Genomic DNA, 22,205 nt, shown 5'->3' with positions numbered 1-22,205 from the left:
TTTGAATTAACTAAGTTTACTTTTCCCGATATGCTCGGAAATAAATAATAACATGAAAAAGTGGAATGATAAAACGAAAGTTCAATGTGCTATAATAGGTCTTTCGTTTCGAGTATTCTGTATTTTAAAAAGGAGAATTTTCCTTTTATATAACAGTTTGGAAATAGGAGATTTATCCATAAAAAGTTCGGAAATAAAAACTACACATCTATACAACTATATGTTATTATGGTTATGTAATAGAAAGCGTTTTCTAAAGCGTACTTATAATGATAACGATTTCATAAATTAAATTAGGGGGAATTAAAATGTTGCAGTTTTTACAACGTATTGGTAAAGCTTTAATGCTTCCGATCGCAGTACTACCAGCAGCAGGATTATTGCTTCGTTTAGGGCAACCAGATGTATTTGATATTCCTGTTATGGCACAGGCCGGCGCAGCAGTTTTTGATAACTTAGCACTTATTTTTGCAATTGGTATTGCAATAGGTCTTTCAGTGGATGGTAGTGGTGCAGCAGGTCTTGCAGGTGCAATTGGTTATCTTGTTATGAAAAATAGTATTGATGCACTTAGCAAAGGGTATTCAACTGCTGAATTACAAGGTAAATTAGGTAAAGTCCAAGATTTAATAGGTAATAGCGCAAATGTAGATCCATCTAAGCTTGCGGATACAATGACACAAGTATCTAAGGCTGCTGAATTATCGACTAAAGTAGATATGAAAGTTTTAGGTGGTATTATTGTTGGTGTTATAGCAGGACTTCTTTATAATAAATTCCATAAGATTAAACTTCCAGAATGGTTAGGTTTCTTTGCTGGAAAACGTTTCGTTCCAATTGTTACATCAGTTGTGATGCTGATATTAGGAATTCTATTTGCACAAATTTGGCCAACAATTCAAAATGGTATTGATGCATTAGCTCATGGAATTGTTAATTTAGGTGCAATTGGTTCAGGATTATTTGGTTTATTAAACCGTTTATTAATCCCAATTGGTTTACACCACGTAATGAACACATACTTCTGGTTTGTATTTGGGGACTTTACAAATGCAGCAGGTAATGTTGTTAATGGTGATATTGCTCGTTTCCTTGCAGGTGACAAAACAGCAGGTATGTTTATGACTGGTTTCTTCCCAGTTATGATGTTCGGTTTACCAGCAGCATGTTTCGCAATGATTGCAGCTGCTAAACCAGAAAAGCGTAAAGCAGTTACTGGTATGTTAGCTGGTCTAGCATTAACTTCATTCTTAACTGGTATTACAGAGCCTATTGAATTCTCATTCATGTTCTTATCACCAGTATTATATGGTATTCATGCTGTACTAACAGGTCTTTCTTTATTCATTACAACATCACTTGGCATTCATGATGGTTTCTCATTTAGTGCCGGTGCAATCGATTATGCTTTAAACTTCGGTATTGCAACAAAACCAGTCTTACTAGCAGGTATCGGTTTAATTTACGCAGCAATTTATTTCATAGTATTCTACTTCTTAATTAAGAAGTTCGATTTAAAAACTCCTGGTCGTGAAGATGACGATGAGTTAGTTGAAGATGGTGATGCACCAGTTGCAGGTTCAATTGGTGAAACTTACGTAGCAGCTTTAGGCGGAAAAGAAAACTTAACAGTTATTGATAACTGTGCAACACGTCTACGCTTACAAGTAAAAGATGCTGGTCAAGTAAATGAAGCAGCATTAAAACGTGCTGGTGCAAAAGGTGTTATGAAATTAAGTAATACTAGTGTACAAGTTATCGTAGGTACAAATGTTGAATCTGTTGCCGATGATATGAAAAAACACGTATAAATAATGAGATAAGAGGATGTCCCAAAAGATTGATAACATCAATTTTTTAGAGGATATCCTCTTTTTTTGTTAATAATTTAATGGGAATCTTACTTTTGTAAATTTTCTTTTTCTTTTTTGTGCATATAGGTTGGTAATATGTGCAGTGCGTGATAAAGTAGGGATGATATAGAATGGATTATCCATAATCTACTAAAACGAATCTTTAGTAGAGGAATTAAATTATTGGTGAGTAAGGGGAAAAAAGCAATTATGGATCAGGAAAAAAGTAATGCGAATGGGAAAGCACATCGGCCGATTGTATACATAAAAAGAACAATCATTCTCGTCTTACTATTATCACTTGTATATTTCATGTATACAAAAATTGTTGCGCATAATAAGAAAGAAGAAACTTTAAAAGCGGCAGCAGAAATGAAGAAACAAGAAGAGTTAAAAAAGAAAGAAGAAAAAAAGAAACAAGAAGTACAGAAGCAAAAACAAAAAGAGCAGGAAGAACAAATGAAGCAAGCGCAAGCAGCGGAGAAACCTGCTGAAGGACCACCTCAAGAAATTAATGAAAACGCTCAATTGGACCAGTATTTACAAAACGCAGGATTTAGCGGGACAGCTGTTATTGTGAAGAACGGAAAAGTTCTTCTGAATAAAGGGTACGGTATGGCAAATAAAGAGCAGCAAGTACCGAATAATTCAGAGACGACTTTTTATATTGGTTCTATTTCAAAGGCGTTTGTAGCAACTGCTATTATGCAATTGAAAGATCAAAATAAATTACAAGTAGAAGATACTGTTGCGAAGTATATTCCAAATTTTCCACAAGGTAATAATATTCAGCTAAAACATCTATTAACACATACATCAGGGATTCCCGAATATGAGCAGGGAAAAGAAGATATTTCTCATGAAGAACTGATAAAGCGGATAGGAAATCAAAAGCGTATTGGTGGTCCAGGAGAGAAGTGGAAGTATTCTGATTCGAACTACTCTATACTTGCTTATATTGCAGAGAAGGTAAGTGGGCAGTCACTCGAAGAATATATTAAACAACATATTTTTGCTACTGCCGGTATGAAACATTCTGGCTTTGGCACAGCGTTAGAACAAACAAGATTCCCATCAACGGGTTATAAAATAGTAAATAATAATATGACAACACCTAATATTCCGAGCATGTCACAACTATATGGTTGTGGTGATATATACACAAGTGCGCATGATTTATATTTATTTAACGAAGCACTATTCTCTGGAAAATTAATTTCAAAAGAGAGTTACGATCAAATGTTTACGGGTGGAAAAAAGGATTACGGGTTTGGATGGTACGTAGACCCAGGAAGCTATTCGAATCATGGTGTAATGCCAGGTTGGAATTGCTTAAACGGATTTAGTAAAAATGGTAGTGTATATGTTGTTTTATTATCTAACATTCAAAATAACATTAAATCATTTGGTAAAGTGAATAATGACATTTATTCGATATTGCGGAATATTGAAGTGTAAGAAACTATCCTTTTGGATAGTTTTTTTTATGCTCTGAAACAAATATTTCTTTTAGAAAATGTATGTCTTACCTATCACAAAAATATCCATTTTGTATACATTAAGATGTATGGATGTAAAATTTTATAATCTAAAAATAATAGGAGGAGAAGTGTATGTGTCTGTTCAGAAAATATTGGCATAAATTATCAAGATTGTTTAATAGACAATTAGATTATTTTTTAGATAATAAGTTATTGCCTGCTGTGGAAAGACTTTTATTTTCACAAAACTTCGCGAGATTTATTCAAAGAAACTCTAAGCAAGCTACGGAAGAAGTTATTGAATCAAGTAGATTTCAATCTATTATTTGTAACATTTTAAAAGAATGCAATACATCACCTTTTAAAGAAATTGCAAAGCAGTATTTAGGTAAAAGCGTAGAGATTACGGTGACAGTTGGACAATTAACAGGTGTTATTGTAGCAGTTGGTGATGACTTTTTAACATTGCAAGAAGGAATAGGAACTGAAGTTTTATTACCATTTACAAGTATTATATCAATTAAAGAAGCTTAAGAAAGGAGAGTTATATATGTTATTTACTGATGAATTACGTAACCATGTTGGAGAACTAGTGCAAGTTGTGACAGCTGTAGAAATCATTGTAGGCGTTCTTTTATCTGTGACGGATGGGGCAGTAATTGTTCGTACTTCTCCTTCTTATGGACCACCAGAAGATGTAGTTGTGCGTATTCCTATTATTGCTTATGTTCGCTTGGAAGGGTAAGAGTGATACAAGTATGAGAGTGTCAGTTGTTATTCCAGTGCATAATGAAGCAAGTACTTTATCAAAAGTTTTAGTAGAGGTAAGAAAGCTCGAACCATATGAAGTTATCATAGTAGATAATGGATCTACAGATGGGACGAAGGAAATAGCATTACAGCATAATTGCCGTGTGATTTATTATAGAGATTCTCTTGGTAATGATGTGGGACGGGCAATTGGTGCTAGAGAAGCAAAAGGTGAAATTGTCTTATTTTTAGACGGTGATATCGTCATGAGAAGTGAAGAATTATATCCTTTTATTAAAGGAATACAGCAAGGACATCAAATTGTTTTGAATAACTTAACATGGTCTGTTTATTTAAAAGTACGACCGCATTATACGACGGTTGGAAAATATATGTTAAATCGTTATTTGAACAAGAAAGAGTTTGTTGTAGGATCTTTAATTGCAATACCACATGCGATAAGTCGTAAAGTGATTGAAAAACTGGGGTGGTGGAATTTAGCAGATCCAGCATTATTTCAAGCGATGGCGATGTCTAGAGGAGTAGATATTTCTGATATGGCTTCAGTTGATGTCATCTACACAAATAAAGTTCGACCTGTGCATACTGGTACATCACCTGGCTCTCCTTATCCGAAAGCGACTAGTCGTATTATGGGTGATCATTTGCGAGCTTTACAATACGTAATCGAAACATATGGTAAACGCGGTGGTTTTTCAGAGAACAATAGAGATAGAGAGTTTGTAGGAAAGTATAAACCAGTTTTATTACAAAAGAATAAAGCGAAATATAGTGCCATTATCCCAGTATCAGAAGAGAAAATAACCATAAGGTCTGTTATAAAAGAAGTGAAAGAAGCAGGTGTAGATGAAATTATAGTTGTCGCGAATGGAGCAGGTGTTGAGACTGTTAAACAGGCAAAGCTAGAGAATGTTATTGTCGTTGAATTTACGAAGGCGCTTGGACATAATGTAGCACGAGCAATAGGTGCCATGCATGCTACGGCAGATATTTGTTTATTCGTTGATAGTGATCTTGTTATTCCAGCAAAAAAACTTACTCTATTTTTACATGCTGTTGAAGATGGAAATGACGTGGTGTTAAATGATTTACAATGCTTATTAGATATGTTTCATCCAGCAGATCCAATTAGTATGGGAAAATACTTTGTGAATTTGATAGCGAAACGACCAGATTTATGGAATAACTCACTAACTGCTGTACCACATGCCATTCATAAGAAGGTAATAGAGAAAATAGGATATGATTCCCTTATCATTCCGCCATTAGCACAAGTGAAAGCTATTTTAGAAGGATTCTCTATTACAACAGTAGAGTTAGTAGATGTTATAAAAACAAATCGAGTACGTCCAGAGCAACATGAATTTGTAAATGGGCGTATTTCAGCGTTTGATCGTATTTTCGGTGATCAACTTGAAGCGGTTGCGTATTTATTACAATGTACGGACGAACGTGGTGGTTTTACAGATGGAGATAGAGATAGAGATGTAATTCAACAATTGAGAAGGGAAGAAGAGAATACAAATGAATAGTAGTAAAGTAGCTATTATTGGGCTAGGGTATGTTGGCCTTCCTTTAGCGGTACATTTTGCAGAAAGAGGGCATACAGTACTTGGATTAGATAAAGATATTAGAAAAATAGACTCAATTATAAAAGGAGAAAGTTATATTCCGGATGTTTCTTCTAAAGAGTTACAAAGTTTATTGACGAAAAAAAAATTAACAGTAAATACACCGGATCAAGGCATTGCTGATTTTCAAAATAGTGATTATGTTATTGTCACTGTCCCGACTCCAATTAATGAACAAAGAGAACCAGACTTAAGTGCCCTCATTTCAGCTTCGCATTATATACAACAAAACCTTCAAAGAGGACAAACCTTCATTTTTGAAAGCTCCACATATCCAGGCACACTTGAAGAAGTCATCCTACCTATTATTTCTCAAAATGGTAAAAAGGTAGGGGAAGATTTCTATATCGGATATTCCCCTGAGAGAATTGATCCAGCAAATAGTCAATATTCAGTTCAAGCTATTCCAAAAGTTATTAGTGGACAAACAGAAAAGTGTAAACAAAAGGTACAGGATTTATATAGTACCATTTTTGACGAAGTTGTACCTGTTAGCTCTCCGAAAGTAGCAGAGATGTGCAAGCTATTTGAAAATATTCAGCGCTTAGTTAACATTTCTTTAGTAAATGAACTAAACACACTATGTGAAAGTTTAGGCATTGATTTTTATGAGGCCATTGAAGCGGCATCTACAAAACCATTTGGGTTTACTCCGTATTGGCCAGGGCCAGGGATAGGGGGACACTGTATTCCCGTAGACCCTTTATATTTTCAATGGAGAATAAAAAAGAATGGGGCAATTAGTCAATTAATTGAGGCTGCACATATAATTAATGAAGAAATGCCAGAGAAAATGGTCCGGAAAGTAAAAAGTGTGGTGCAATTACCTGCAACGGTGTTAATTGTAGGGATTGCGTATAAAAAAGATGTAAATGATTTGAGAGAATCACCAGCGTTACCGATTATTCAATTATTAAGAAATCAAGGATACGAGATAGAATATCATGATCCTTATATTTCTTCCGCAGAAATTGGAGATAAGGTGTACCAATCTGTTTCTTTAGATGAAGAAAAAGTTAAAAAAGCGGATTGTATTTTAATTTTAACGGATCATTCTAATATTGATTGGAAGCTTTTTAAAGGAATGGATCGAGTAATAGATACACGCGGGATTGTAAAGAAGGTGAGTAAATGAGTAAGAAATGTTTAATTACAGGTGGGGCCGGATTTATCGGGTCGCATTTAGCTGAAGAGTTGATGAGAAGAGGTTATGAGGTCACTGTTGTGGATAACTTTTATAAAGGTAAAAATAAGTACCATAAAGAGTTAATGAAAGAAATCCGTGTTATTCCAATAAGTGTTTTAGATAAAAATTCTATTTATGAATTAGTAGATCAGCATGATGTCGTGTTTCATTTAGCAGCAATTTTAGGTGTGAAAACAACAATGGAAAAAAGTATAGAGCTCATAGAAACGAATTTTGATGGGACGAGAAATGTTTTACAAGCAGCGTTAAAAGGAAAGAAGAAAGTAGTTTTTGCTTCTACTTCAGAAGTATATGGTAAGACCAAGCCGCCTTTCTCTGAAGAGGGAGATCGATTGTACGGGGCAACTTCTAAAATTCGTTGGAGTTATGCAGTTTGTAAAACGTTGGAAGAGACATTATGTTTAGGGTACGCATTAGAAGGTTTACCAGTAACGATTGTTCGATACTTTAATATTTATGGTCCAAGAGCGAAAGATGGTCCATATGCAGGAGTAATCCCGCGATTTATCCGCGCGGCACTGCAAGGAGAAGACATTCTCGTATATGGAGATGGAAAGCAGACACGTTGTTTTACGTATGTAAGTGATGCGGTAGAGGCAACGATTCGGGCAATGGATGAGAAGGTAAATAGTGAGATTATTAATATAGGTTCTGAGAATGAAAAGAGCATAAAAGAAGTAGCAGAAGTAATTAAAAAATTAACGAATTCTTCTTCGAAGATTGTACAAGTGCCTTTTGAAGAAGTATATCCTCATGGTTTTGAAGAAATTCCAAATAGAAGACCAGATGTAACAAAATTAAAAGAGCTTGTTCAATTTCAGGCGAAAGTAACGTGGGAAAACGGATTGAAGGAAACAATTAAGTGGTTTCGTGAACAAAACAATGGCTAAGTCATTATCTGTTATTATTCCTGCATGTAATGAGGTCGATACGATTTCAGACGTTATTCAATCGGTAAGACCATTAAATCCAGTAGAAATCATTGTAGTAGCAAACGGTTGTAATGATGGAACAGAAGATGTTGCAGATCGTTTAGGGTGTAAAGTAATCAAGCATACAGAGCTACTAGGGAACGATGTTGGACGTGCAGTAGGCGCAAAACATGCGATAGGTGATGTATTACTATTTATAGATGGTGATTTTGCTATTCCAACTTCAAAATTAAAATTATTCCTTAATCCGATTTTATACGATCAGGCAGATGTAGTTTTAAATAATTTGGATGCATTATTTTTAAAAAGGCAAAAAACCACTTCTATTACAGTATGGCGCCAAATATTAAATGCAATGTTAGAGCGTGAAGAATTAAAAATGAATTCTTTATTAGATGTACCTCATGCGCTGACGAAAGAAGTCGTTCAAAGCATCGGATATGAATGTTTTGTTAATCCTATTGTGGCTCATTTACGCCTAGTTCAAAGTAAATGGAGAATTAGTCGTCATTGTGCTATTGACGTTATTACGCCGAATAAATTTCGTCCATTCCAGCATGCTGCATATGGGACAAATCTTTCCCAATCTGAAAAAAGAATGATAGGTGATCATATAGAAGCAGTAGCAGAACGGATATTAAGCAGTGATGAGCGCGGAGGATATTATGATGGAAATAGGAAAAGGGATAGTGTCTATCATACTTTAAGTTTTGAAGAGTTTTATCAAGGGTGGGGTGTTACATCTGATTTCTATAAAGGAAAGCAACTATCGGTTGTTATTCCCGTACAAGATGAAGAGAAAACAATTGGAAACGTTATAGAAGAGCTTCGCAAAATTGAACCCTTCGAAATTATCGTTGTCGTAAATGGTTCGTCAGATAAAACGAAAAAAATTGCAAAAGACAAAGGGGCAACGACAATTGTATATAAAGAAGCACTCGGAAATGATGTGGGGCGCTCACTTGGAACGTATTTTGCAAAAGGAGAAATTGTGTTATTTATAGATGGCGATTTTGTTATTCCAGCGAGTGAGCTATATCCTTTTGCGAAAGCTATTGCAGATGGAACAGATGTTGCATTAAATGATCTAAATCATTATTTAGATTTAAGAGTACCGCTTCATCTTGTAACTGCATTTAAATATGCATTAAATTTAGCTTGTGATAGAAAAGATCTAGGCGTAGGCTCTCTTATCGCTGTACCGAATGCGTTTAGCCGTAAGTGTTTGAAAGAAATTGGGTATAGATCTTTACTGGCGCCGTGTGTAGCCCAAGTGAAAGCTATTCTTTCAGGATTTGAAGTTGCATGTGTAAGTCGTGTTGAGGTCGATAAGATGAACCGTATTCGTCCCAGTGAACATTTTGCTAAAATAGGTCATCCACCAGCTGTACTTCGAATTATAGGTGATCATATAGAAGGACTAGATCAAATAATTGCATTAACAGACAATCGTGGCGGATTCTATGATGGCAATAGAAAAAGAGATGTTTTATAGAAGTAACAAAAAAAGTGTACAACATGTGTACACTTTTTTGTTCTGTTATAAAAACTATAACAGATTAGGAGATAAGAGTATTACAGCTCTACAATGGGTATTGTTCTTATATTACAAAATAGGACTCGTATATAAGGATACCAAAAAAATACAATTAAGGAAAGGGTTAATTTTAAAGACTTTTAAATGAAGTTAACACTATATATATAGTAGTTTGCTCAACATTTCACAAACATGTCACAACTATTTCGTTCACTTTCGTAAAAAAGTAGTATTCTAAGTGTGTAAGCTGTTATATAAAAAATCTTAGTCCTGTACTAATCAAAAATGGAGGAGATTAGGATGACTCAAGTATTAGAAAATGTTAAAAACGCATGGGAAAACTTTAAAGGTGAAAAATGGAAAGCAGAGATTGATGTTCGCGATTTCATTTTAAATAATGTAAACGTTTTCGAAGGGGACGAATCTTTCTTAGCAGAAGCAACTGAAGCAACGAAACAACTTTGGGATCAAGTAATGGATTTAACAACGAAAGAACGTGAAAACGGTGGCGTTCTTGATATGGATACAAAAATTGTTTCTTCTATTACATCACATGACCCAGGATACTTAAATAAAGATATTGAAAAAGTAGTCGGTTTCCAAACTGATAAACCATTTAAACGTTCTTTACAACCATATGGTGGTATTCGTATGGCAGAACAAGCTTGTGAATCTTATGGATACGAAATGGATAAAGAACTTAGTCGTATTTTTAGAGAGTGGAGAAAAACTCATAACCAAGGTGTATTTGATGCATACACACCAGAAATGAGAAATGCACGTAAATCAGGTGTTATTACTGGTCTTCCAGATGCATACGGACGTGGACGTATTATCGGTGACTATCGCCGAGTAGCGTTATATGGTATTGATCATTTAATTGAAGCGAAAAAAGCTGATTTGAATTTAACTGGTGGTGTAATGAGCGAAGATACAATGCGTTTACGCGAAGAGTTATCTGAGCAAATGCGTGCACTTCAAGAGTTAAAAGAAATGGCTGCTTCTCATGGCTTCGATATTTCTAAGCCAGCAACAAATGCACAAGAAGCATTCCAATGGTTATACTTCGCATACCTTGCAGCGATTAAAGAGCAAAACGGAGCTGCAATGAGTCTTGGACGTACTTCTACATTCTTAGATATTTACATTGAAAGAGATTTAGCAAATGGTACTTTAACAGAAGAAGAAGTACAAGAAATTGTAGATCACTTCATTATGAAATTACGTCTTGTGAAATTCGCAAGAACACCTGATTATAATGAATTATTCTCTGGTGACCCAACTTGGGTAACTGAATCTATCGGTGGTATGGCATTAGATGGTCGTCCATTAGTAACAAAGAACTCATTCCGTTTCTTGCATACATTAGATAATTTAGGACCAGCTCCAGAACCAAACTTAACTGTTCTTTGGTCTAAACAATTACCAGAGAACTTTAAAAACTACTGTGCGAAAATGTCTATTAAAACATCAGCAATTCAATATGAAAATGATGACATTATGCGTCCTGAATACGGCGATGATTACGGTATTGCATGTTGCGTATCTGCAATGAGAATCGGTAAACAAATGCAGTTCTTCGGAGCTCGTGCAAACTTAGCGAAAGCATTATTATATGCGATTAACGGTGGTAAAGATGAAAAGTCAAAAGCACAAGTTGGTCCTGAGTACGCACCAATTACTTCTGAAGTATTAAATTATGAAGAAGTTATGCATAAGTTTGATATGACAATGGAATGGTTAGCGGGTCTATATTTAAACACATTAAATGTTATCCATTACATGCATGATAAATATAGCTATGAACGTATTGAAATGGCACTTCATGATACAAACGTTCTTCGTACAATGGCAACAGGTATCGCTGGTCTATCTGTAGTAGCAGATTCATTAAGTGCAATTAAGTACGCAAAAGTAAAACCAATTCGTGATGAAAATGGTATTGCAGTTGACTTCGAGATTGAAGGAGATTTCCCTAAATACGGTAACAATGATGATCGTGTAGATGAGATTGCTGTAAATCTTGTAAAAACATTTATGAATAAACTTCGTAAACATAAAACATACAGAAACTCTGTTCATACAATGTCAATCTTAACAATCACATCTAACGTTGTTTACGGTAAGAAAACTGGTAATACTCCAGATGGCCGCCGTACTGGAGAACCATTTGCACCAGGTGCGAACCCAATGCATGGACGCGATACAAAAGGTGCATTAGCTTCATTATTATCTGTGGCTAAATTACCATATGAAGATGCACAAGATGGTATTTCTAATACATTCTCTATTATTCCGAAAGCACTTGGTAAAGAAGATGATGTACAAGTACGTAACTTAGTATCAATGCTTGATGGCTATGCAGTAAAAGAAGGGCACCACTTAAATATTAACGTATTTAACCGTGAAACATTAATGGATGCAATGGAACATCCTGAGAAGTATCCACAATTAACAATTCGTGTATCTGGTTATGCTGTAAACTTTATTAAATTAACTCGTGAACAACAAATTGATGTAATTAACCGTACAATGCATGAAAGCATGTAAATGAAAAAAGGTTTCCCTTCGCTCTTAATATATAGCGAAGGGAGGCTGTTTCAATAAAGGAGGAAGTAACATGGTAAAAGGAAGAATACATTCTGTAGAGTCTTGTGGTACTGTTGATGGCCCGGGGATTCGTTATGTCATATTTACACAAGGGTGTTTATTACGTTGTCAATATTGTCATAATGCTGATACGTGGGAAATCGGTAAAGGTAAAGAAATAACAGTTGAAGAAGTGATGCAGGATGTGACATGTTACCTTCCATTTATTGAAGCTTCCGGAGGCGGTATAACAGTTAGCGGTGGAGAGCCATTATTACAGCTAGACTTTTTAATTGAGTTGTTTAAAAAGTGTAAAGCGGCTGGTATCCATACAACAATCGACTCTTCTGGTGGTTGTTATTCTGAGGAACCAGAATTCCAAAATAAGCTAGATATTTTAATGGATTATACAGATTTAGTTTTATTGGATCTGAAACATATCGATTCCAAAAAGCATCGTAAATTAACAGGGAAACCAAATGAACATATTTTACAATTTGCTCGTTATTTATCGGATAAGAATAAACCGATTTGGGTACGACACGTATTAGTTCCTGGTGTTACGGATAATGAAGAGGATCTACAAAAACTATCTAGCTTTATTCAAAGTCTGTCTAATGTTCAAAAAGTTGAAGTGTTACCATATCATAAGCTTGGTGTATATAAATGGGAGGCGCTTGGACACAAGTATCCACTCGCAAATGTAGAACCACCTACTGAGAAAAATGTAGAACATGCTAAATATATTTTACAAGCGGTCTAATCCAAATATTGGATTAGGCTTTTTGCTTTCTTTACAATAAAATCTAGAGTATATATTGATAAAAGAGTATACTGAAAGTAGAATATCCATAATTTTGTACGGAATAAATGGAGAAATTTACATAATTGTAAAGGGAAATCAAAATAGTAAAAAGAATTAAGAAGTAAAAGAGTGAGTATCATGGAATAGAGAACATTTGTAAGTTATTGCGAAAGCTCTTATAGGAAAGTATAATGTAAAGATATGAGCACAGATAGGATTAAGGGGTCAATCTTATATGCTTTGCATATCCACGACAGGTACATAGCTGAAAGGGAATTATTAGAATCTGTTTATGTAATTTTTAAGGAAAATGTTTTTCCTATTGTCGTATATGCAATATGGAGAAACAAAAAGCTAGGAGTGGATTTGTTTGATAAAAAACCCCAAGGTTTTAATATTAACTGCACATTACGGTAATGGTCATGTGCAAGTAGCAAAAACATTAGAACAAACATTTCGCCAAAAAGGAATTGAAGATGTTATTGTATGCGACTTGTTTGGAGAATCACATCCATTTATAACTGACATTACAAAATATCTATATTTAAAAAGTTATACAATAGGAAAAGAATTATATCGTTTGTTTTATTACGGGGTAGAAAAAATTTATGATAAGAAAATAGCATCTTGGTATGCGAACTTTGGAAGAAAACGTTTGAAAACACTATTACAGGTGGAGAAACCAGATATTGTAATTAATACATTTCCAATTATCGCTGTACCAGAATTGAAGAAACAAACAGGTATTTCAATTCCTGTCTATAACGTATTAACGGATTTTTGCGTGCATAAAATATGGATTCATCGAGAAGTAGATCGTTATTTTGTTGCAACGGATCATGTGAAAGAATTGATGGTTGATATCGGTGTACCTGCGGAACAAATTGTTGAAACAGGAATTCCAATTCGGAGTAGTTTTGAGTTAAAGGTAAATCCAGAAATCATATATACTAAATATCAGTTATGTAAGAATAAAAAGATTTTACTAATTGTAGCAGGTGCTCATGGGGTATTAGGAAATGTAAAAGAACTATGCCAATCATTTATGTCAGTGCCTAATTTACAAGTAGTTGTCGTTTGTGGGAAAAATGAAGCTTTAAAACAGGATTTATTAAGTTTACAGAAGCAAAATTCCGATGCATTAAAAGTGTTTGGGTATGTTGAAAATATTGATGAATTATTCCGTGTTACTTCTTGTATGATTACGAAGCCAGGCGGAATAACATTAAGTGAAGCAGCAGCGTTGCAAGTACCTGTCATTTTATATAAGCCTGTTCCAGGACAAGAAAATGAAAATGCGATGTACTTTGAAAGAAAGGGAGCAGCAGTTGTCATTCGCGATGATAGTGAGGTTTTTGCAAAAACAGAGGCATTATTACAAGATGATGTGAAGCTTCTTCAAATGAAAGAAGCAATGAAAAGCATCTATCTTCCAGAGCCAGCTGGTCATATTGTAGATGCAATTTTGGCAGAAAATCATGCAGAACCGCGTCATATACCTATTAAATCACCTGCTCTTGCACAATCTTTTACTTAATATGAAACCCTCTTTGTATATGTAAAGAGGGTTCTTTATTATTTTTAAAGAAAATTCAGCCAGTTATCCACAAAAGGATTACGCTTTCATTAAACAGTAAAGTCGGAATATTAACAACTATATCCACATTGTCCACAATTTTTAGAAAAATATCCACAATTAAAACAGCTGATATATGCTTTAATATAGAAAAATATTAAATGTTTTTGAAAATTACTAACAATTCTGTTGGTTTTGTGGATAAAGTTGTCCACAGCAAAAAAAGCCCCTTATGTATAAGGGGCTTTTTTGCTTACTTCTATCAATCGAGAAAATTATGTAATGAAAATGAATAATTAGGGGGGAAACTTCTAATTATTCATTTTCACTTTAAATGCTTTTCGAGCGATATCCTGCTGCACGATCTGCTTTTTGAAATTCGCGTTGATAGAGAACTTCTTGTGTACTAGATAATGTGTTTTTTGCTTTATCACGTTTCTTTTTATCCATTACAAATCACCTCGTGTCTTAAAGTTACTATTTATCGTTTCCAAAGACATGAGGGGATATACGCATATGGAAAATGTTAATGATTGATTATCATTTCAGAAAATTTAGATTATGCTTCTTTTAATTGATGAGCATCTTGGAAGGTTGTATCTCGCATTGTAGCAAGTGTGTATTGATCTTTTGGAATTTCATATAAGTTATATACTTCTTCGTTTGCGTTAATTTCATCATATACGGCTTTTCTTGTTTCGTTTGCTAGATTCACATATTGCAGTTTTTCTGCAGCTTTAATAGAACGAATATTTATTTTACGAATACGCATGAAAATTGTTTCAATATCTAATTCATAGAAAAGTTCACTAAAAAATGAATCTTTTGCCAATTTATTATAGCCTTTTCCATGATATGGTTTGCCAAGCCATGTCCCGAGAAATCCAGCTTTTTCTTGCACATCAAATAAAGTAATTGTTCCGATAGGGTTACCCCATTCATCTAAAATTGTGCGTGAAATTAATTCACCACGCTCTTCAGCTTCAATCGTTTGTTTTGTTAAGAATAAATATTCTTCATAAGAATAAGCCTTTTGACGCACAAAAGGGAAGACAGCTGGATCCACCATTAACTCGTATAGAACGTGGCTGTCGTGTAAGTCGCGTTTTTTCAACATACTAACTCCTCCTCACACGAGGGTAGCATGACGAAAAAACACCCCACCCTCGAAATTTTTATATCAATCTTTAAAAAATTTCGGGGTGGGAATCGAACCCACTAGAACCAGTTTCTAACGCTGGTGGCGCACCATTTGCCTTCCCCATTCATCAATTTGAAAATGATAATCACGACACAAATTGATTATGGTTTCATTCAGTTTATAATCGTATAATACTTTATCTAGTCAAAAAAATAAACTAGTTTTTTTTATTTTTTTTGTAAATTATTTTTCCATCAATCATAGTTAGTACAGGCTTGGCTAAATAATGGAAAGGATGATGAGTCCATAACACGAGATCGGCGTCTTTTCCAACCTCGATGCTTCCAATTCTATCCTCTAAACGCAAATTTCGCGCTGGGAATATGGTGATTCCTTCTAGTGCTGTTTTCTCGTCTAATCCTTCTCTTACTGCGACAGCGGCACAAATATTTAAATATTGAATGGGTGTATAAGGATGATCTGTTGTTATAGAAACTTCCACACCATTTTTAGATAATATATGGTAAGTATCCCATGTCTTGTTTTTTAGTTCGATTTTAGAACGACGTGTCAGAGTGGGACCAACTGAAACCTTCAAATTATGTTTCGAAAGCTCTTCAACAAGAAAGTGTCCTTCTGTACAATGTTCAATACGTAGATCGAGGTTGAATTCCGTTGCAAAGCGTAGCGCAGAACTAATATCATCTGCTCGGTGAGCGTGGATACGTACGGGTATTTCACGACGTAATGCTTTTAAAATAGGAAGCATTCGAAAATCAGCTTCGTGCCCGTAGTGTTGTGCTTCATAGAATGATTCCCGAAGTAACCCCATAATCCCCATACGTGTAATGGATTCTTTTGTTCCATTACTATGGACTTTTTTAGGATTTTCTCCAAAGGCAATCTTTAAACCAGCAGGTTCTTGAATAATCATATGATCAATACAAGTTCCAGCTGTTTTTATTACACAAGTAGTCCCCCCGATAATATTTTGACTGCCAGGCATAACGTGAACGGTTGTAATTCCGTTTTGTACAGCGTCTTGAAAGGCGATATCCAAAGGGTGGATTCCATCTAAAGAACGAATATGTGGTGTTGAAACTTCAGATGTTTCATTGGCATCATTTCCAGCCCAACCAGTGCCTTCATCATAGAGACCAAGGTGAGTATGGACATCAATAAAGCCAGGTAAGAGATGGAGTGCTCGTGCATCTATAACGGTCATATCTTGAGTAGGTTGAATAAAAGGTTTGACCTCGGTAATTCGCTCTCCTGTAACGAGTACATCGCCTTGAAACTTTTGAGATGTAATAGGGTATACAATGGCTTGTTTGAGCAATATTTTCATAGGTACCTCATTTCTGTTACTTTATAATGCTAATGGAAGTTAAGGGAAAGTAACTGAAAGGTTATTTGTATGGTAATGCTTCGGATCCTAGAAAATGAAAGTTTTGAAAGAGCCCATGTAAAATTGTGTTTTAGAAGTACTACATTGTATGCGAAAGTATATTTTGTAATGCATGGTCTATTGCCGGAAATGTGTATTGGTATCCATGTTCAATTGCCTTAATGGGTAATACACGTTGCCCTTCTAGCACAAGTATGCTCATTTCACCTAATAAAGTTTGAATGATAAATGAAGGTACAGGCAACCAATGAGGCTTGTTCATTATAGTTGCAATGTTTTCTCCAAATTCCTTCATTCTTATGGGTGTTGGTGCTGTCATATTAAGAGGACCATCAATTTCTTTTTTGTGTATGATGAAATCCATCATACGAACGACATCGTCTATATGAATCCATGATAACCATTGTTTCCCAGAACCAATGGTGCCGCCGATATAGAATTGATAGGGAAGTAGCATTTTTGGAAGAGCTCCTCCATTTGCACCTAATACGACTCCAAATCTTGCGTAGATTGTTCGTATTCCGAGAGAACGTGCTTTAGATGCTTCTTGTTCCCATGAATATACTGTATTTGCTAAAAAGTCATTTCCAGGAGTCTCATGCTGTTCTGTAAAAGACTCTATTTCAGATGTTCCGTAGTATCCAATAGCACTTGCGTTAATAAATGTGTGTGGCTTTGTATGGAGTCCCTGCAATTGTTTAATGAGTCCTTTTGTTGTTTGAATTCTACTGTTTAAAATGGCTTTCTTTTGTTGCTTTGTCCATCTACTATTAATAGACTCTCCGGCTAGATTAATAACTACATCAATAGAAGAGAGGGGGAAGGTTTGTAAATCTGGTGTCCATTGAACATACTGAAGGTTAGGGTCGGAAGTTTCAGTAGTTTTTTTTCGTGTGAGAATGTAAACAGTATATCCTTTTTGAATAAAAAAAGTAGAAAGGGATTTACCGATAAAGCCTGTACCACCAGAAATTGCGATTTTCACAAGTATTTCCTCCTCATTATATATATTCTTGAAAAGAAAAAATGTTCCTCGACTATGTTAAAATAATAGAGAGGTGAGAGTATGGCTGTCATTACAAAAATAGAAGTACAAAAACGATCGAAAGAACGATTTAATATTTATATTGATAAAGGTCAAGGCGAAGAGTACGGATTTAGTGTGGATCAAGTAATCTTAATAAAACATGGATTACAAAAGGGCTTAGAAATTGATGAAATCGAGTTAGGGAATATTTTGTACAATGAAGAAGTACAAAAAGCATATTTACAAGCAATCTCCTATTTATCCTATCAAATGAGAACAAAACAAGAAATAGAAGATTTTTTACGAAAAAAAGAAGTGGGACAGGCCATCATCTCTGAAGTCGTTTCGAAATTATTACATGACCGATATATTAATGATAAAGAGTATGCTGTTTTATATACGCGAACGCAAAGTAATGTGAATCGAAAAGGTCCAACTGTTATTAAAAGAGAGTTATTAAATAAAGGTGTTCAGGATTTAATTATTACACATAGTTTACAAGAATATCCGAAGGAAAAGCAAATTGAGAATGCCTTGTTTCTCATAGAGAAGAAGAAAAAATCTTATCAAAAACATTCTTTTTTACAAATGAAACTAAAGTTAGATGAGATGCTTGTTCGAAAAGGATATTCTAGAGAAGTAATTCAAATTTGTTTGGAAGAATTGAAAGACGAAAAAGATGACGAAAAGCAACAAGAAGCGTTACACTATCATGGGAATAAATATTATGAGAAATATAAGAAGCATGATGGATGGACATTTGAAAACAAGATGAAACAAGCGTTATATCGAAAAGGATTCTCTATTGATGAAATCGAGATATTTTTGCAAATGAAACGCGAAGAGGAATGAGGAGAATAAGATGAATATGCCAAAACGCTACAGTGAAATGACACCGCATGAGCTAAGGGAAGAAATTGGCGCTTTGAAGGAGCAAGCAGTAAAAGCTGAGCAGCTTGGGATTGTCAATGAATTTGATGTATTAATGAGAAAAATGGCAATGGCTCGTGCTTATATGACGGATATAAACAAGTTCCATATTGGTGAAACATATGAATTAGTAGAAGAACCTGGTGTATTATTTAAAATTACGTATTTCAATGGGGTATTTGCTTGGGGATATAAGCAAAATGATAATGAAGAGATTGGCATACCAATTTCCTTATTGCAAGAAAAATAAAAACCAGAGAGCACATATCTCTCTGGTTTTCATCTTTGGTAGGCGTTAAAGGAGATAGGAGATTCTAAAATTGGCGTTTTTTACATTCATTTGCCAATATAATGAGAGACTGGGTTTGTTGCGTCTGTCCGTTAACTTGCGCTTTCGCATGTTTTGGACGAGTCCACGTATGGTTAAATAATTCAGAACGACTATCTAAGCGATCACGGTAGCTCATCTTTATCACCTCGTGTAGGAAGTTAATTTAATTTGTACTACTCTTCCTGCTGATTTGCAGCACGCATACGTTCTTGTGGGTGCGTGTTAATTGTGCCGTTAGGTCGTTTCGAAGCGAAGCGTGATTTCGCTTTCGGTTGACCGTCGATTTTGCTGTTGTTTTTTGACTCAGACCAAAATTCGGCTTGTTTACCCATTGCGAACGCCCTCCTCATTATCGGTTGATACCTTTTTAAGAAGTATCAATTATAGAATGTGCAAAATTGAAGAAACTATCCTTTAGAAATGAAGGGATAAATAGGTAAAAGGAGATTATAATATGAATGATATTTATGAAACATTAACGAAAGAATTATTAGACAAGAATGACAAGCTTTCTTACGCACAAGCTCGTGCGTGGGTTGAGTTACTATGGGAAGATTTTCAAACAACTTATGCAAAATCAGGTCGTTATCAAGGCGATGAAATGACGGAGCAAGTGGTACGATCATGGATTAATAATCATGGTGTACGCCTTCATGAAATGCGGACAAATAATCCGAAGTATAGTCATTTAATTAATCAAGAAGATCATTTGAAACATTAAAAAAAGCGACTTAAGTCGCTTTTTTTAATGTGGGAGTAATTCCAGTTTTTTTCGAAGCTTTTCTTCACTAAAGATCCATCCTGTATAGGAACTAATAATATTTAAATTGTGGTCGAGCTGAACGATTGCAACAAATGGATAATAATCTTTACTTCGATATCGTAAATCAATGAATCGTACTTCATAATAATGGTCATGATCAAAAATATCCCAGCGATATACAGGAGAGAAAGATAGGAAGGCTGAGATGTTTTCATCTTGTTTAGCTGCTCGCATAATATTATTGTCTGGGAACGGTACCCGATCGAACTTGTCATATATCATGATGTTACCACGGTGCCATCTCGCAACGTAGTAATAATCAGCCGTAACGACTGCTAAATGGTAATGATAAAATCGGTAAGAAGGAGAAATGATAATCTTTTCGACATTTTTGAAACGTTTGTGTACAACGCTTCTTATATTTCTGTGCATCATAATCCGTCCGATATAGTAAACAATCATTAATATATATGCCGCTAAAGCTGTATATCCCTTATGAGAACCGACGAGCATGCAAGCAATTGCAAGTATATGGATAAAGAAAATTACGGTATCGAATGTATTAATTATGCCAAGTGCGACCCATTTTTTTGTGAAAGGTCGTAATGCTTGTGTACCATAGGCGTTGAAAATATCTACAAAGACGTGAAGAAAGACGGCAATAAATGACCAAAGTAGTAGATGAAGATATGGAGCTTCTGAAAAGAAGGCGAAAGAGATGCCACTTATAAGGAATGACCAAAGAATTACCGCGGGAATAGAATGAGTAATCCCACGATGATTTCTTATATATTTAGCGTTATTACGCAATTTTAGAACTGTGTCAATGTCAGGAATGTTGGAACCAGCAATTGTAGCAAGCATAACAGCTTGGGGGCCAATATCACTTTGTGCTATGGCTGGATCTAATGTTGCTAAGCTACCTAAAGTGATACCCATAACAAGGTGAGTGGCTGTGTCCATAGAAATCCACCTCCGTTTTTTATTAATGTAACTCTTTTTATTCGATACCTCAAGTCCTTTGCCTTCTATTTCCTATGTCATCTTACTTAAATTTTTTCCTAAAATCTTTATAATAGTACTTATATGCAAAAAAATGAGGGGGATCAAGTTTGACACTTGAAATACTAAACAATTTTAATATAGAGCAGTTTCAAAATGATTTAATTGGTTGGTTTGAAGAAGAACAGCGTGACTTACCGTGGAGAAAGAATAAAGATCCATACCGTGTTTGGGTTTCTGAAATTATGTTGCAGCAAACAAGAGTAGAAGCTGTAAAACCATATTACGCAAATTTTATGGGGAAGTTTCCTACACTTGAAGCGTTAGCGAACGCAGATGATGAAGAAGTATTAAAAGCATGGGAAGGTTTAGGATATTATTCTAGAGCACGTAATTTACATGCGGCAGTAAAAGAGGTAAAAGAAGTATACGGCGGGGTTGTACCAAGTGATGTAAAGAAAATTGAAAAGTTAAAAGGAGTAGGACCATATACAAAAGGTGCTATTTTAAGTATCGCATATGGTATACCAGAACCGGCAGTTGATGGAAATGTTATGCGTGTATTATCTCGTATTTTATCAGTATGGGATGATATTGCAAAACCAAAGACTCGAAAAGTTTTTGAAGAGATTGTGCGTGAAATTATTTCAGTAGAAAACCCATCTTATTTTAATCAAGGATTGATGGAATTAGGTGCATTGATTTGTATTCCTAAAAATCCATCGTGCTTACTTTGTCCTGTGCGTGAGCATTGCAGAGGATATGCTGAAGGTGTTCAAAAAGAATTACCAGTAAAAAGTAAAGCGAAAGCTCCTAAAATGGTACCTATTGTTGCAGGCGTACTTCAAACTGAAGACGGTCGTTACGTTATTAATAAACGTCCAAGTACAGGTTTGTTAGCTAACATGTGGGAGTTTCCTAATGCTGAACTTGGAGAAGGTATTCGAAATCAGAAGGAACAGCTTATAGATTATATGAAAGAAAAATTTGAGCTCGAGGTTTCTATTGATGAATACGCAATGAATGTACAACATACGTTTACACATCGTACTTGGGATATATTTGTATTTTACGGAAAAGTAACCGGTAATATTGTTGATACAGATACATTAAAATTTGTATCGAAAGAGGTATTTGAGCAATTACCTTTCTCAAAATCACACCGTACTATTTATGAAAATTGTGTGGAGAAAATTACAATGCAATAAATAAAAAAGTGTT

General features: G+C 35.0%; 23 protein-coding genes and 1 pseudogene. 17 read left to right on the top strand and 7 right to left on the bottom strand.

What is annotated here, in order from left to right; translation table 11 throughout:
• Positions 1 to 52 precede the first annotated feature (52 nt).
• The 13 genes and pseudogenes from ACTFSL_RS16545 to ACTFSL_RS16485 all read left to right on the top strand — a co-directional run bounded on the left by ACTFSL_RS16545 (position 53) and on the right by ACTFSL_RS16485 (position 14,343).
• Positions 53 to 167 (top strand): annotated as a pseudogene (locus tag ACTFSL_RS16545) (transcriptional regulator).
• Positions 168 to 308: 141 nt separating this feature from the next.
• Positions 309 to 1,811 carry an N-acetylglucosamine-specific PTS transporter subunit IIBC gene (gene nagE / locus ACTFSL_RS16540; protein ID WP_000938900.1) on the top strand — a complete coding sequence of 501 codons (1,503 nt, stop codon included), beginning with the start codon at positions 309 to 311 and terminating at the stop codon, positions 1,809 to 1,811.
• Between the two features lie 252 nt (positions 1,812 to 2,063).
• Positions 2,064 to 3,311, top strand: a complete 1,248-nt coding sequence (locus ACTFSL_RS16535; RefSeq protein ID WP_224201493.1) for a serine hydrolase domain-containing protein — start codon at positions 2,064 to 2,066, stop codon at positions 3,309 to 3,311.
• Positions 3,312 to 3,466: 155 nt separating this feature from the next.
• The gene (locus ACTFSL_RS16530; protein WP_000335532.1) at positions 3,467 to 3,868 is read left to right on the top strand and encodes a hypothetical protein; all 402 of its coding nucleotides are present in this window, start codon (positions 3,467 to 3,469) and stop codon (positions 3,866 to 3,868) included.
• 16 nt (positions 3,869 to 3,884) lie between these two features.
• Complete coding sequence (locus tag ACTFSL_RS16525; protein WP_000899470.1) at positions 3,885 to 4,079, top strand: hypothetical protein; 195 nt, start codon at positions 3,885 to 3,887, stop codon at positions 4,077 to 4,079.
• 13 nt (positions 4,080 to 4,092) lie between these two features.
• On the top strand, positions 4,093 to 5,637 hold the full coding sequence (locus tag ACTFSL_RS16520) for a glycosyltransferase family 2 protein (RefSeq protein WP_224201494.1): 1,545 nt from the start codon (positions 4,093 to 4,095) through the stop codon (positions 5,635 to 5,637).
• The gene (locus ACTFSL_RS16515) at positions 5,630 to 6,871 is read left to right on the top strand and encodes a nucleotide sugar dehydrogenase (RefSeq protein ID WP_440042062.1); all 1,242 of its coding nucleotides are present in this window, start codon (positions 5,630 to 5,632) and stop codon (positions 6,869 to 6,871) included. Before ACTFSL_RS16520 ends, ACTFSL_RS16515 begins: the two co-directional genes overlap by 8 nt.
• Positions 6,868 to 7,833, top strand: coding sequence for an NAD-dependent epimerase/dehydratase family protein (locus ACTFSL_RS16510; RefSeq protein WP_440042061.1), 966 nt, complete (start codon positions 6,868 to 6,870; stop codon positions 7,831 to 7,833). Before ACTFSL_RS16515 ends, ACTFSL_RS16510 begins: the two co-directional genes overlap by 4 nt.
• Positions 7,826 to 9,370, top strand: a complete 1,545-nt coding sequence (locus ACTFSL_RS16505) for a glycosyltransferase family 2 protein (protein WP_013141734.1) — start codon at positions 7,826 to 7,828, stop codon at positions 9,368 to 9,370. The genes ACTFSL_RS16510 and ACTFSL_RS16505 overlap by 8 nt, the downstream gene beginning before the upstream one ends.
• Positions 9,339 to 9,560 (top strand): hypothetical protein, encoded by a 222-nt coding sequence (locus ACTFSL_RS16500; protein ID WP_002094217.1) that lies wholly within the window; start codon positions 9,339 to 9,341, stop codon positions 9,558 to 9,560. Before ACTFSL_RS16505 ends, ACTFSL_RS16500 begins: the two co-directional genes overlap by 32 nt.
• Before the next feature lie 152 nt (positions 9,561 to 9,712).
• Positions 9,713 to 11,962 (top strand): formate C-acetyltransferase, encoded by a 2,250-nt coding sequence (gene pflB, locus ACTFSL_RS16495; RefSeq protein ID WP_000195471.1) that lies wholly within the window; start codon positions 9,713 to 9,715, stop codon positions 11,960 to 11,962.
• A gap of 70 nt (positions 11,963 to 12,032) precedes the next feature.
• The gene (gene pflA, locus ACTFSL_RS16490; protein WP_000238458.1) at positions 12,033 to 12,764 is read left to right on the top strand and encodes a pyruvate formate-lyase-activating protein; all 732 of its coding nucleotides are present in this window, start codon (positions 12,033 to 12,035) and stop codon (positions 12,762 to 12,764) included.
• Between the two features lie 412 nt (positions 12,765 to 13,176).
• Positions 13,177 to 14,343 carry a diglucosyl diacylglycerol synthase gene (locus ACTFSL_RS16485; protein ID WP_000594691.1) on the top strand — a complete coding sequence of 389 codons (1,167 nt, stop codon included), beginning with the start codon at positions 13,177 to 13,179 and terminating at the stop codon, positions 14,341 to 14,343.
• A gap of 369 nt (positions 14,344 to 14,712) precedes the next feature.
• Here ACTFSL_RS16485 and ACTFSL_RS16480 read toward each other — a convergent pair whose 3' ends face one another.
• The 4 genes from ACTFSL_RS16480 to ACTFSL_RS16465 all read right to left on the bottom strand — a co-directional run bounded on the left by ACTFSL_RS16480 (position 14,713) and on the right by ACTFSL_RS16465 (position 17,916).
• Positions 14,713 to 14,832 (bottom strand): YfhE family protein, encoded by a 120-nt coding sequence (locus ACTFSL_RS16480; RefSeq protein WP_000358482.1) that lies wholly within the window; start codon positions 14,830 to 14,832, stop codon positions 14,713 to 14,715.
• 109 nt (positions 14,833 to 14,941) lie between these two features.
• Positions 14,942 to 15,499 carry a GNAT family N-acetyltransferase gene (locus ACTFSL_RS16475; protein WP_000914737.1) on the bottom strand — a complete coding sequence of 186 codons (558 nt, stop codon included), beginning with the start codon at positions 15,497 to 15,499 and terminating at the stop codon, positions 14,942 to 14,944.
• Positions 15,500 to 15,740: 241 nt separating this feature from the next.
• The gene (locus tag ACTFSL_RS16470) at positions 15,741 to 16,871 is read right to left on the bottom strand and encodes an amidohydrolase (RefSeq protein WP_000698319.1); all 1,131 of its coding nucleotides are present in this window, start codon (positions 16,869 to 16,871) and stop codon (positions 15,741 to 15,743) included.
• 139 nt (positions 16,872 to 17,010) lie between these two features.
• Positions 17,011 to 17,916, bottom strand: coding sequence for a TIGR01777 family oxidoreductase (locus ACTFSL_RS16465; RefSeq protein WP_000684382.1), 906 nt, complete (start codon positions 17,914 to 17,916; stop codon positions 17,011 to 17,013).
• 81 nt (positions 17,917 to 17,997) lie between these two features.
• Between ACTFSL_RS16465 and recX the strand changes: the two genes are divergently transcribed.
• Together recX and ACTFSL_RS16455 are read left to right on the top strand one after the other, a co-directional pair.
• On the top strand, positions 17,998 to 18,810 hold the full coding sequence (gene recX, locus ACTFSL_RS16460) for a recombination regulator RecX (RefSeq protein ID WP_000268502.1): 813 nt from the start codon (positions 17,998 to 18,000) through the stop codon (positions 18,808 to 18,810).
• A 10-nt stretch (positions 18,811 to 18,820) separates the two neighbouring features.
• Positions 18,821 to 19,138, top strand: a complete 318-nt coding sequence (locus ACTFSL_RS16455; protein WP_001057020.1) for a YfhH family protein — start codon at positions 18,821 to 18,823, stop codon at positions 19,136 to 19,138.
• 64 nt (positions 19,139 to 19,202) lie between these two features.
• Here the strand turns inward: ACTFSL_RS16455 and ACTFSL_RS16450 are convergent, their stop codons facing one another.
• A complete protein-coding gene (locus ACTFSL_RS16450) occupies positions 19,203 to 19,355 on the bottom strand; it encodes a YpzG family protein (RefSeq protein WP_000122093.1) in 153 nt (50 codons plus the stop codon).
• Positions 19,356 to 19,392: 37 nt separating this feature from the next.
• The gene (locus ACTFSL_RS16445; RefSeq protein WP_000517891.1) at positions 19,393 to 19,551 is read right to left on the bottom strand and encodes a small, acid-soluble spore protein K; all 159 of its coding nucleotides are present in this window, start codon (positions 19,549 to 19,551) and stop codon (positions 19,393 to 19,395) included.
• 122 nt (positions 19,552 to 19,673) lie between these two features.
• Between ACTFSL_RS16445 and ACTFSL_RS16440 the strand changes: the two genes are divergently transcribed.
• Positions 19,674 to 19,940, top strand: a complete 267-nt coding sequence (locus tag ACTFSL_RS16440; protein WP_000998166.1) for a YfhJ family protein — start codon at positions 19,674 to 19,676, stop codon at positions 19,938 to 19,940.
• Positions 19,941 to 19,964: 24 nt separating this feature from the next.
• Here the strand turns inward: ACTFSL_RS16440 and ACTFSL_RS16435 are convergent, their stop codons facing one another.
• Positions 19,965 to 20,945, bottom strand: a complete 981-nt coding sequence (locus tag ACTFSL_RS16435; protein WP_000379112.1) for a metal-dependent hydrolase — start codon at positions 20,943 to 20,945, stop codon at positions 19,965 to 19,967.
• Between the two features lie 149 nt (positions 20,946 to 21,094).
• On the opposite strand from ACTFSL_RS16435, the gene mutY reads away from it, so the two are divergent.
• Positions 21,095 to 22,192 (top strand): A/G-specific adenine glycosylase, encoded by a 1,098-nt coding sequence (mutY, locus tag ACTFSL_RS16430; protein ID WP_000171397.1) that lies wholly within the window; start codon positions 21,095 to 21,097, stop codon positions 22,190 to 22,192.
• The last annotated feature ends 13 nt before the right edge of the window (positions 22,193 to 22,205 follow it).

This window comes from Bacillus cereus group sp. MYBK108-1, from assembly GCF_051917185.1.
Taxonomy (GTDB): Bacteria; Bacillota; Bacilli; order Bacillales; family Bacillaceae_G; genus Bacillus_A; species Bacillus_A cereus.
The sequence above is the reverse complement of the archived record's forward strand: the minus strand, read 5'-3'. Positions and strand labels throughout refer to the sequence as shown.

Bases quoted from the DNA above. Each gene is read 5' to 3' on its own strand.
- nagE (WP_000938900.1), top strand. From the start codon at position 309: ATGTTGCAGTTTTTACAACGTATTGGTAAAGCTTTAATGCTTCCGATC.
- ACTFSL_RS16535 (WP_224201493.1), top strand. From the start codon at position 2,064: ATGGATCAGGAAAAAAGTAATGCGAATGGGAAAGCACATCGGCCGATT.
- ACTFSL_RS16530 (WP_000335532.1), top strand. From the start codon at position 3,467: ATGTGTCTGTTCAGAAAATATTGGCATAAATTATCAAGATTGTTTAAT.
- ACTFSL_RS16525 (WP_000899470.1), top strand. From the start codon at position 3,885: ATGTTATTTACTGATGAATTACGTAACCATGTTGGAGAACTAGTGCAA.
- ACTFSL_RS16520 (WP_224201494.1), top strand. From the start codon at position 4,093: ATGAGAGTGTCAGTTGTTATTCCAGTGCATAATGAAGCAAGTACTTTA.
- ACTFSL_RS16515 (WP_440042062.1), top strand. From the start codon at position 5,630: ATGAATAGTAGTAAAGTAGCTATTATTGGGCTAGGGTATGTTGGCCTT.
- ACTFSL_RS16510 (WP_440042061.1), top strand. From the start codon at position 6,868: ATGAGTAAGAAATGTTTAATTACAGGTGGGGCCGGATTTATCGGGTCG.
- ACTFSL_RS16505 (WP_013141734.1), top strand. From the start codon at position 7,826: ATGGCTAAGTCATTATCTGTTATTATTCCTGCATGTAATGAGGTCGAT.
- ACTFSL_RS16500 (WP_002094217.1), top strand. From the start codon at position 9,339: ATGATGGCAATAGAAAAAGAGATGTTTTATAGAAGTAACAAAAAAAGT.
- pflB (WP_000195471.1), top strand. From the start codon at position 9,713: ATGACTCAAGTATTAGAAAATGTTAAAAACGCATGGGAAAACTTTAAA.
- pflA (WP_000238458.1), top strand. From the start codon at position 12,033: ATGGTAAAAGGAAGAATACATTCTGTAGAGTCTTGTGGTACTGTTGAT.
- ACTFSL_RS16480 (WP_000358482.1), bottom strand. From the start codon at position 14,832: ATGGATAAAAAGAAACGTGATAAAGCAAAAAACACATTATCTAGTACA.
- ACTFSL_RS16475 (WP_000914737.1), bottom strand. From the start codon at position 15,499: ATGTTGAAAAAACGCGACTTACACGACAGCCACGTTCTATACGAGTTA.
- ACTFSL_RS16470 (WP_000698319.1), bottom strand. From the start codon at position 16,871: ATGAAAATATTGCTCAAACAAGCCATTGTATACCCTATTACATCTCAA.
- recX (WP_000268502.1), top strand. From the start codon at position 17,998: ATGGCTGTCATTACAAAAATAGAAGTACAAAAACGATCGAAAGAACGA.
- ACTFSL_RS16455 (WP_001057020.1), top strand. From the start codon at position 18,821: ATGAATATGCCAAAACGCTACAGTGAAATGACACCGCATGAGCTAAGG.
- ACTFSL_RS16450 (WP_000122093.1), bottom strand. From the start codon at position 19,355: ATGAGCTACCGTGATCGCTTAGATAGTCGTTCTGAATTATTTAACCAT.
- ACTFSL_RS16445 (WP_000517891.1), bottom strand. From the start codon at position 19,551: ATGGGTAAACAAGCCGAATTTTGGTCTGAGTCAAAAAACAACAGCAAA.
- ACTFSL_RS16440 (WP_000998166.1), top strand. From the start codon at position 19,674: ATGAATGATATTTATGAAACATTAACGAAAGAATTATTAGACAAGAAT.
- ACTFSL_RS16435 (WP_000379112.1), bottom strand. From the start codon at position 20,945: ATGGACACAGCCACTCACCTTGTTATGGGTATCACTTTAGGTAGCTTA.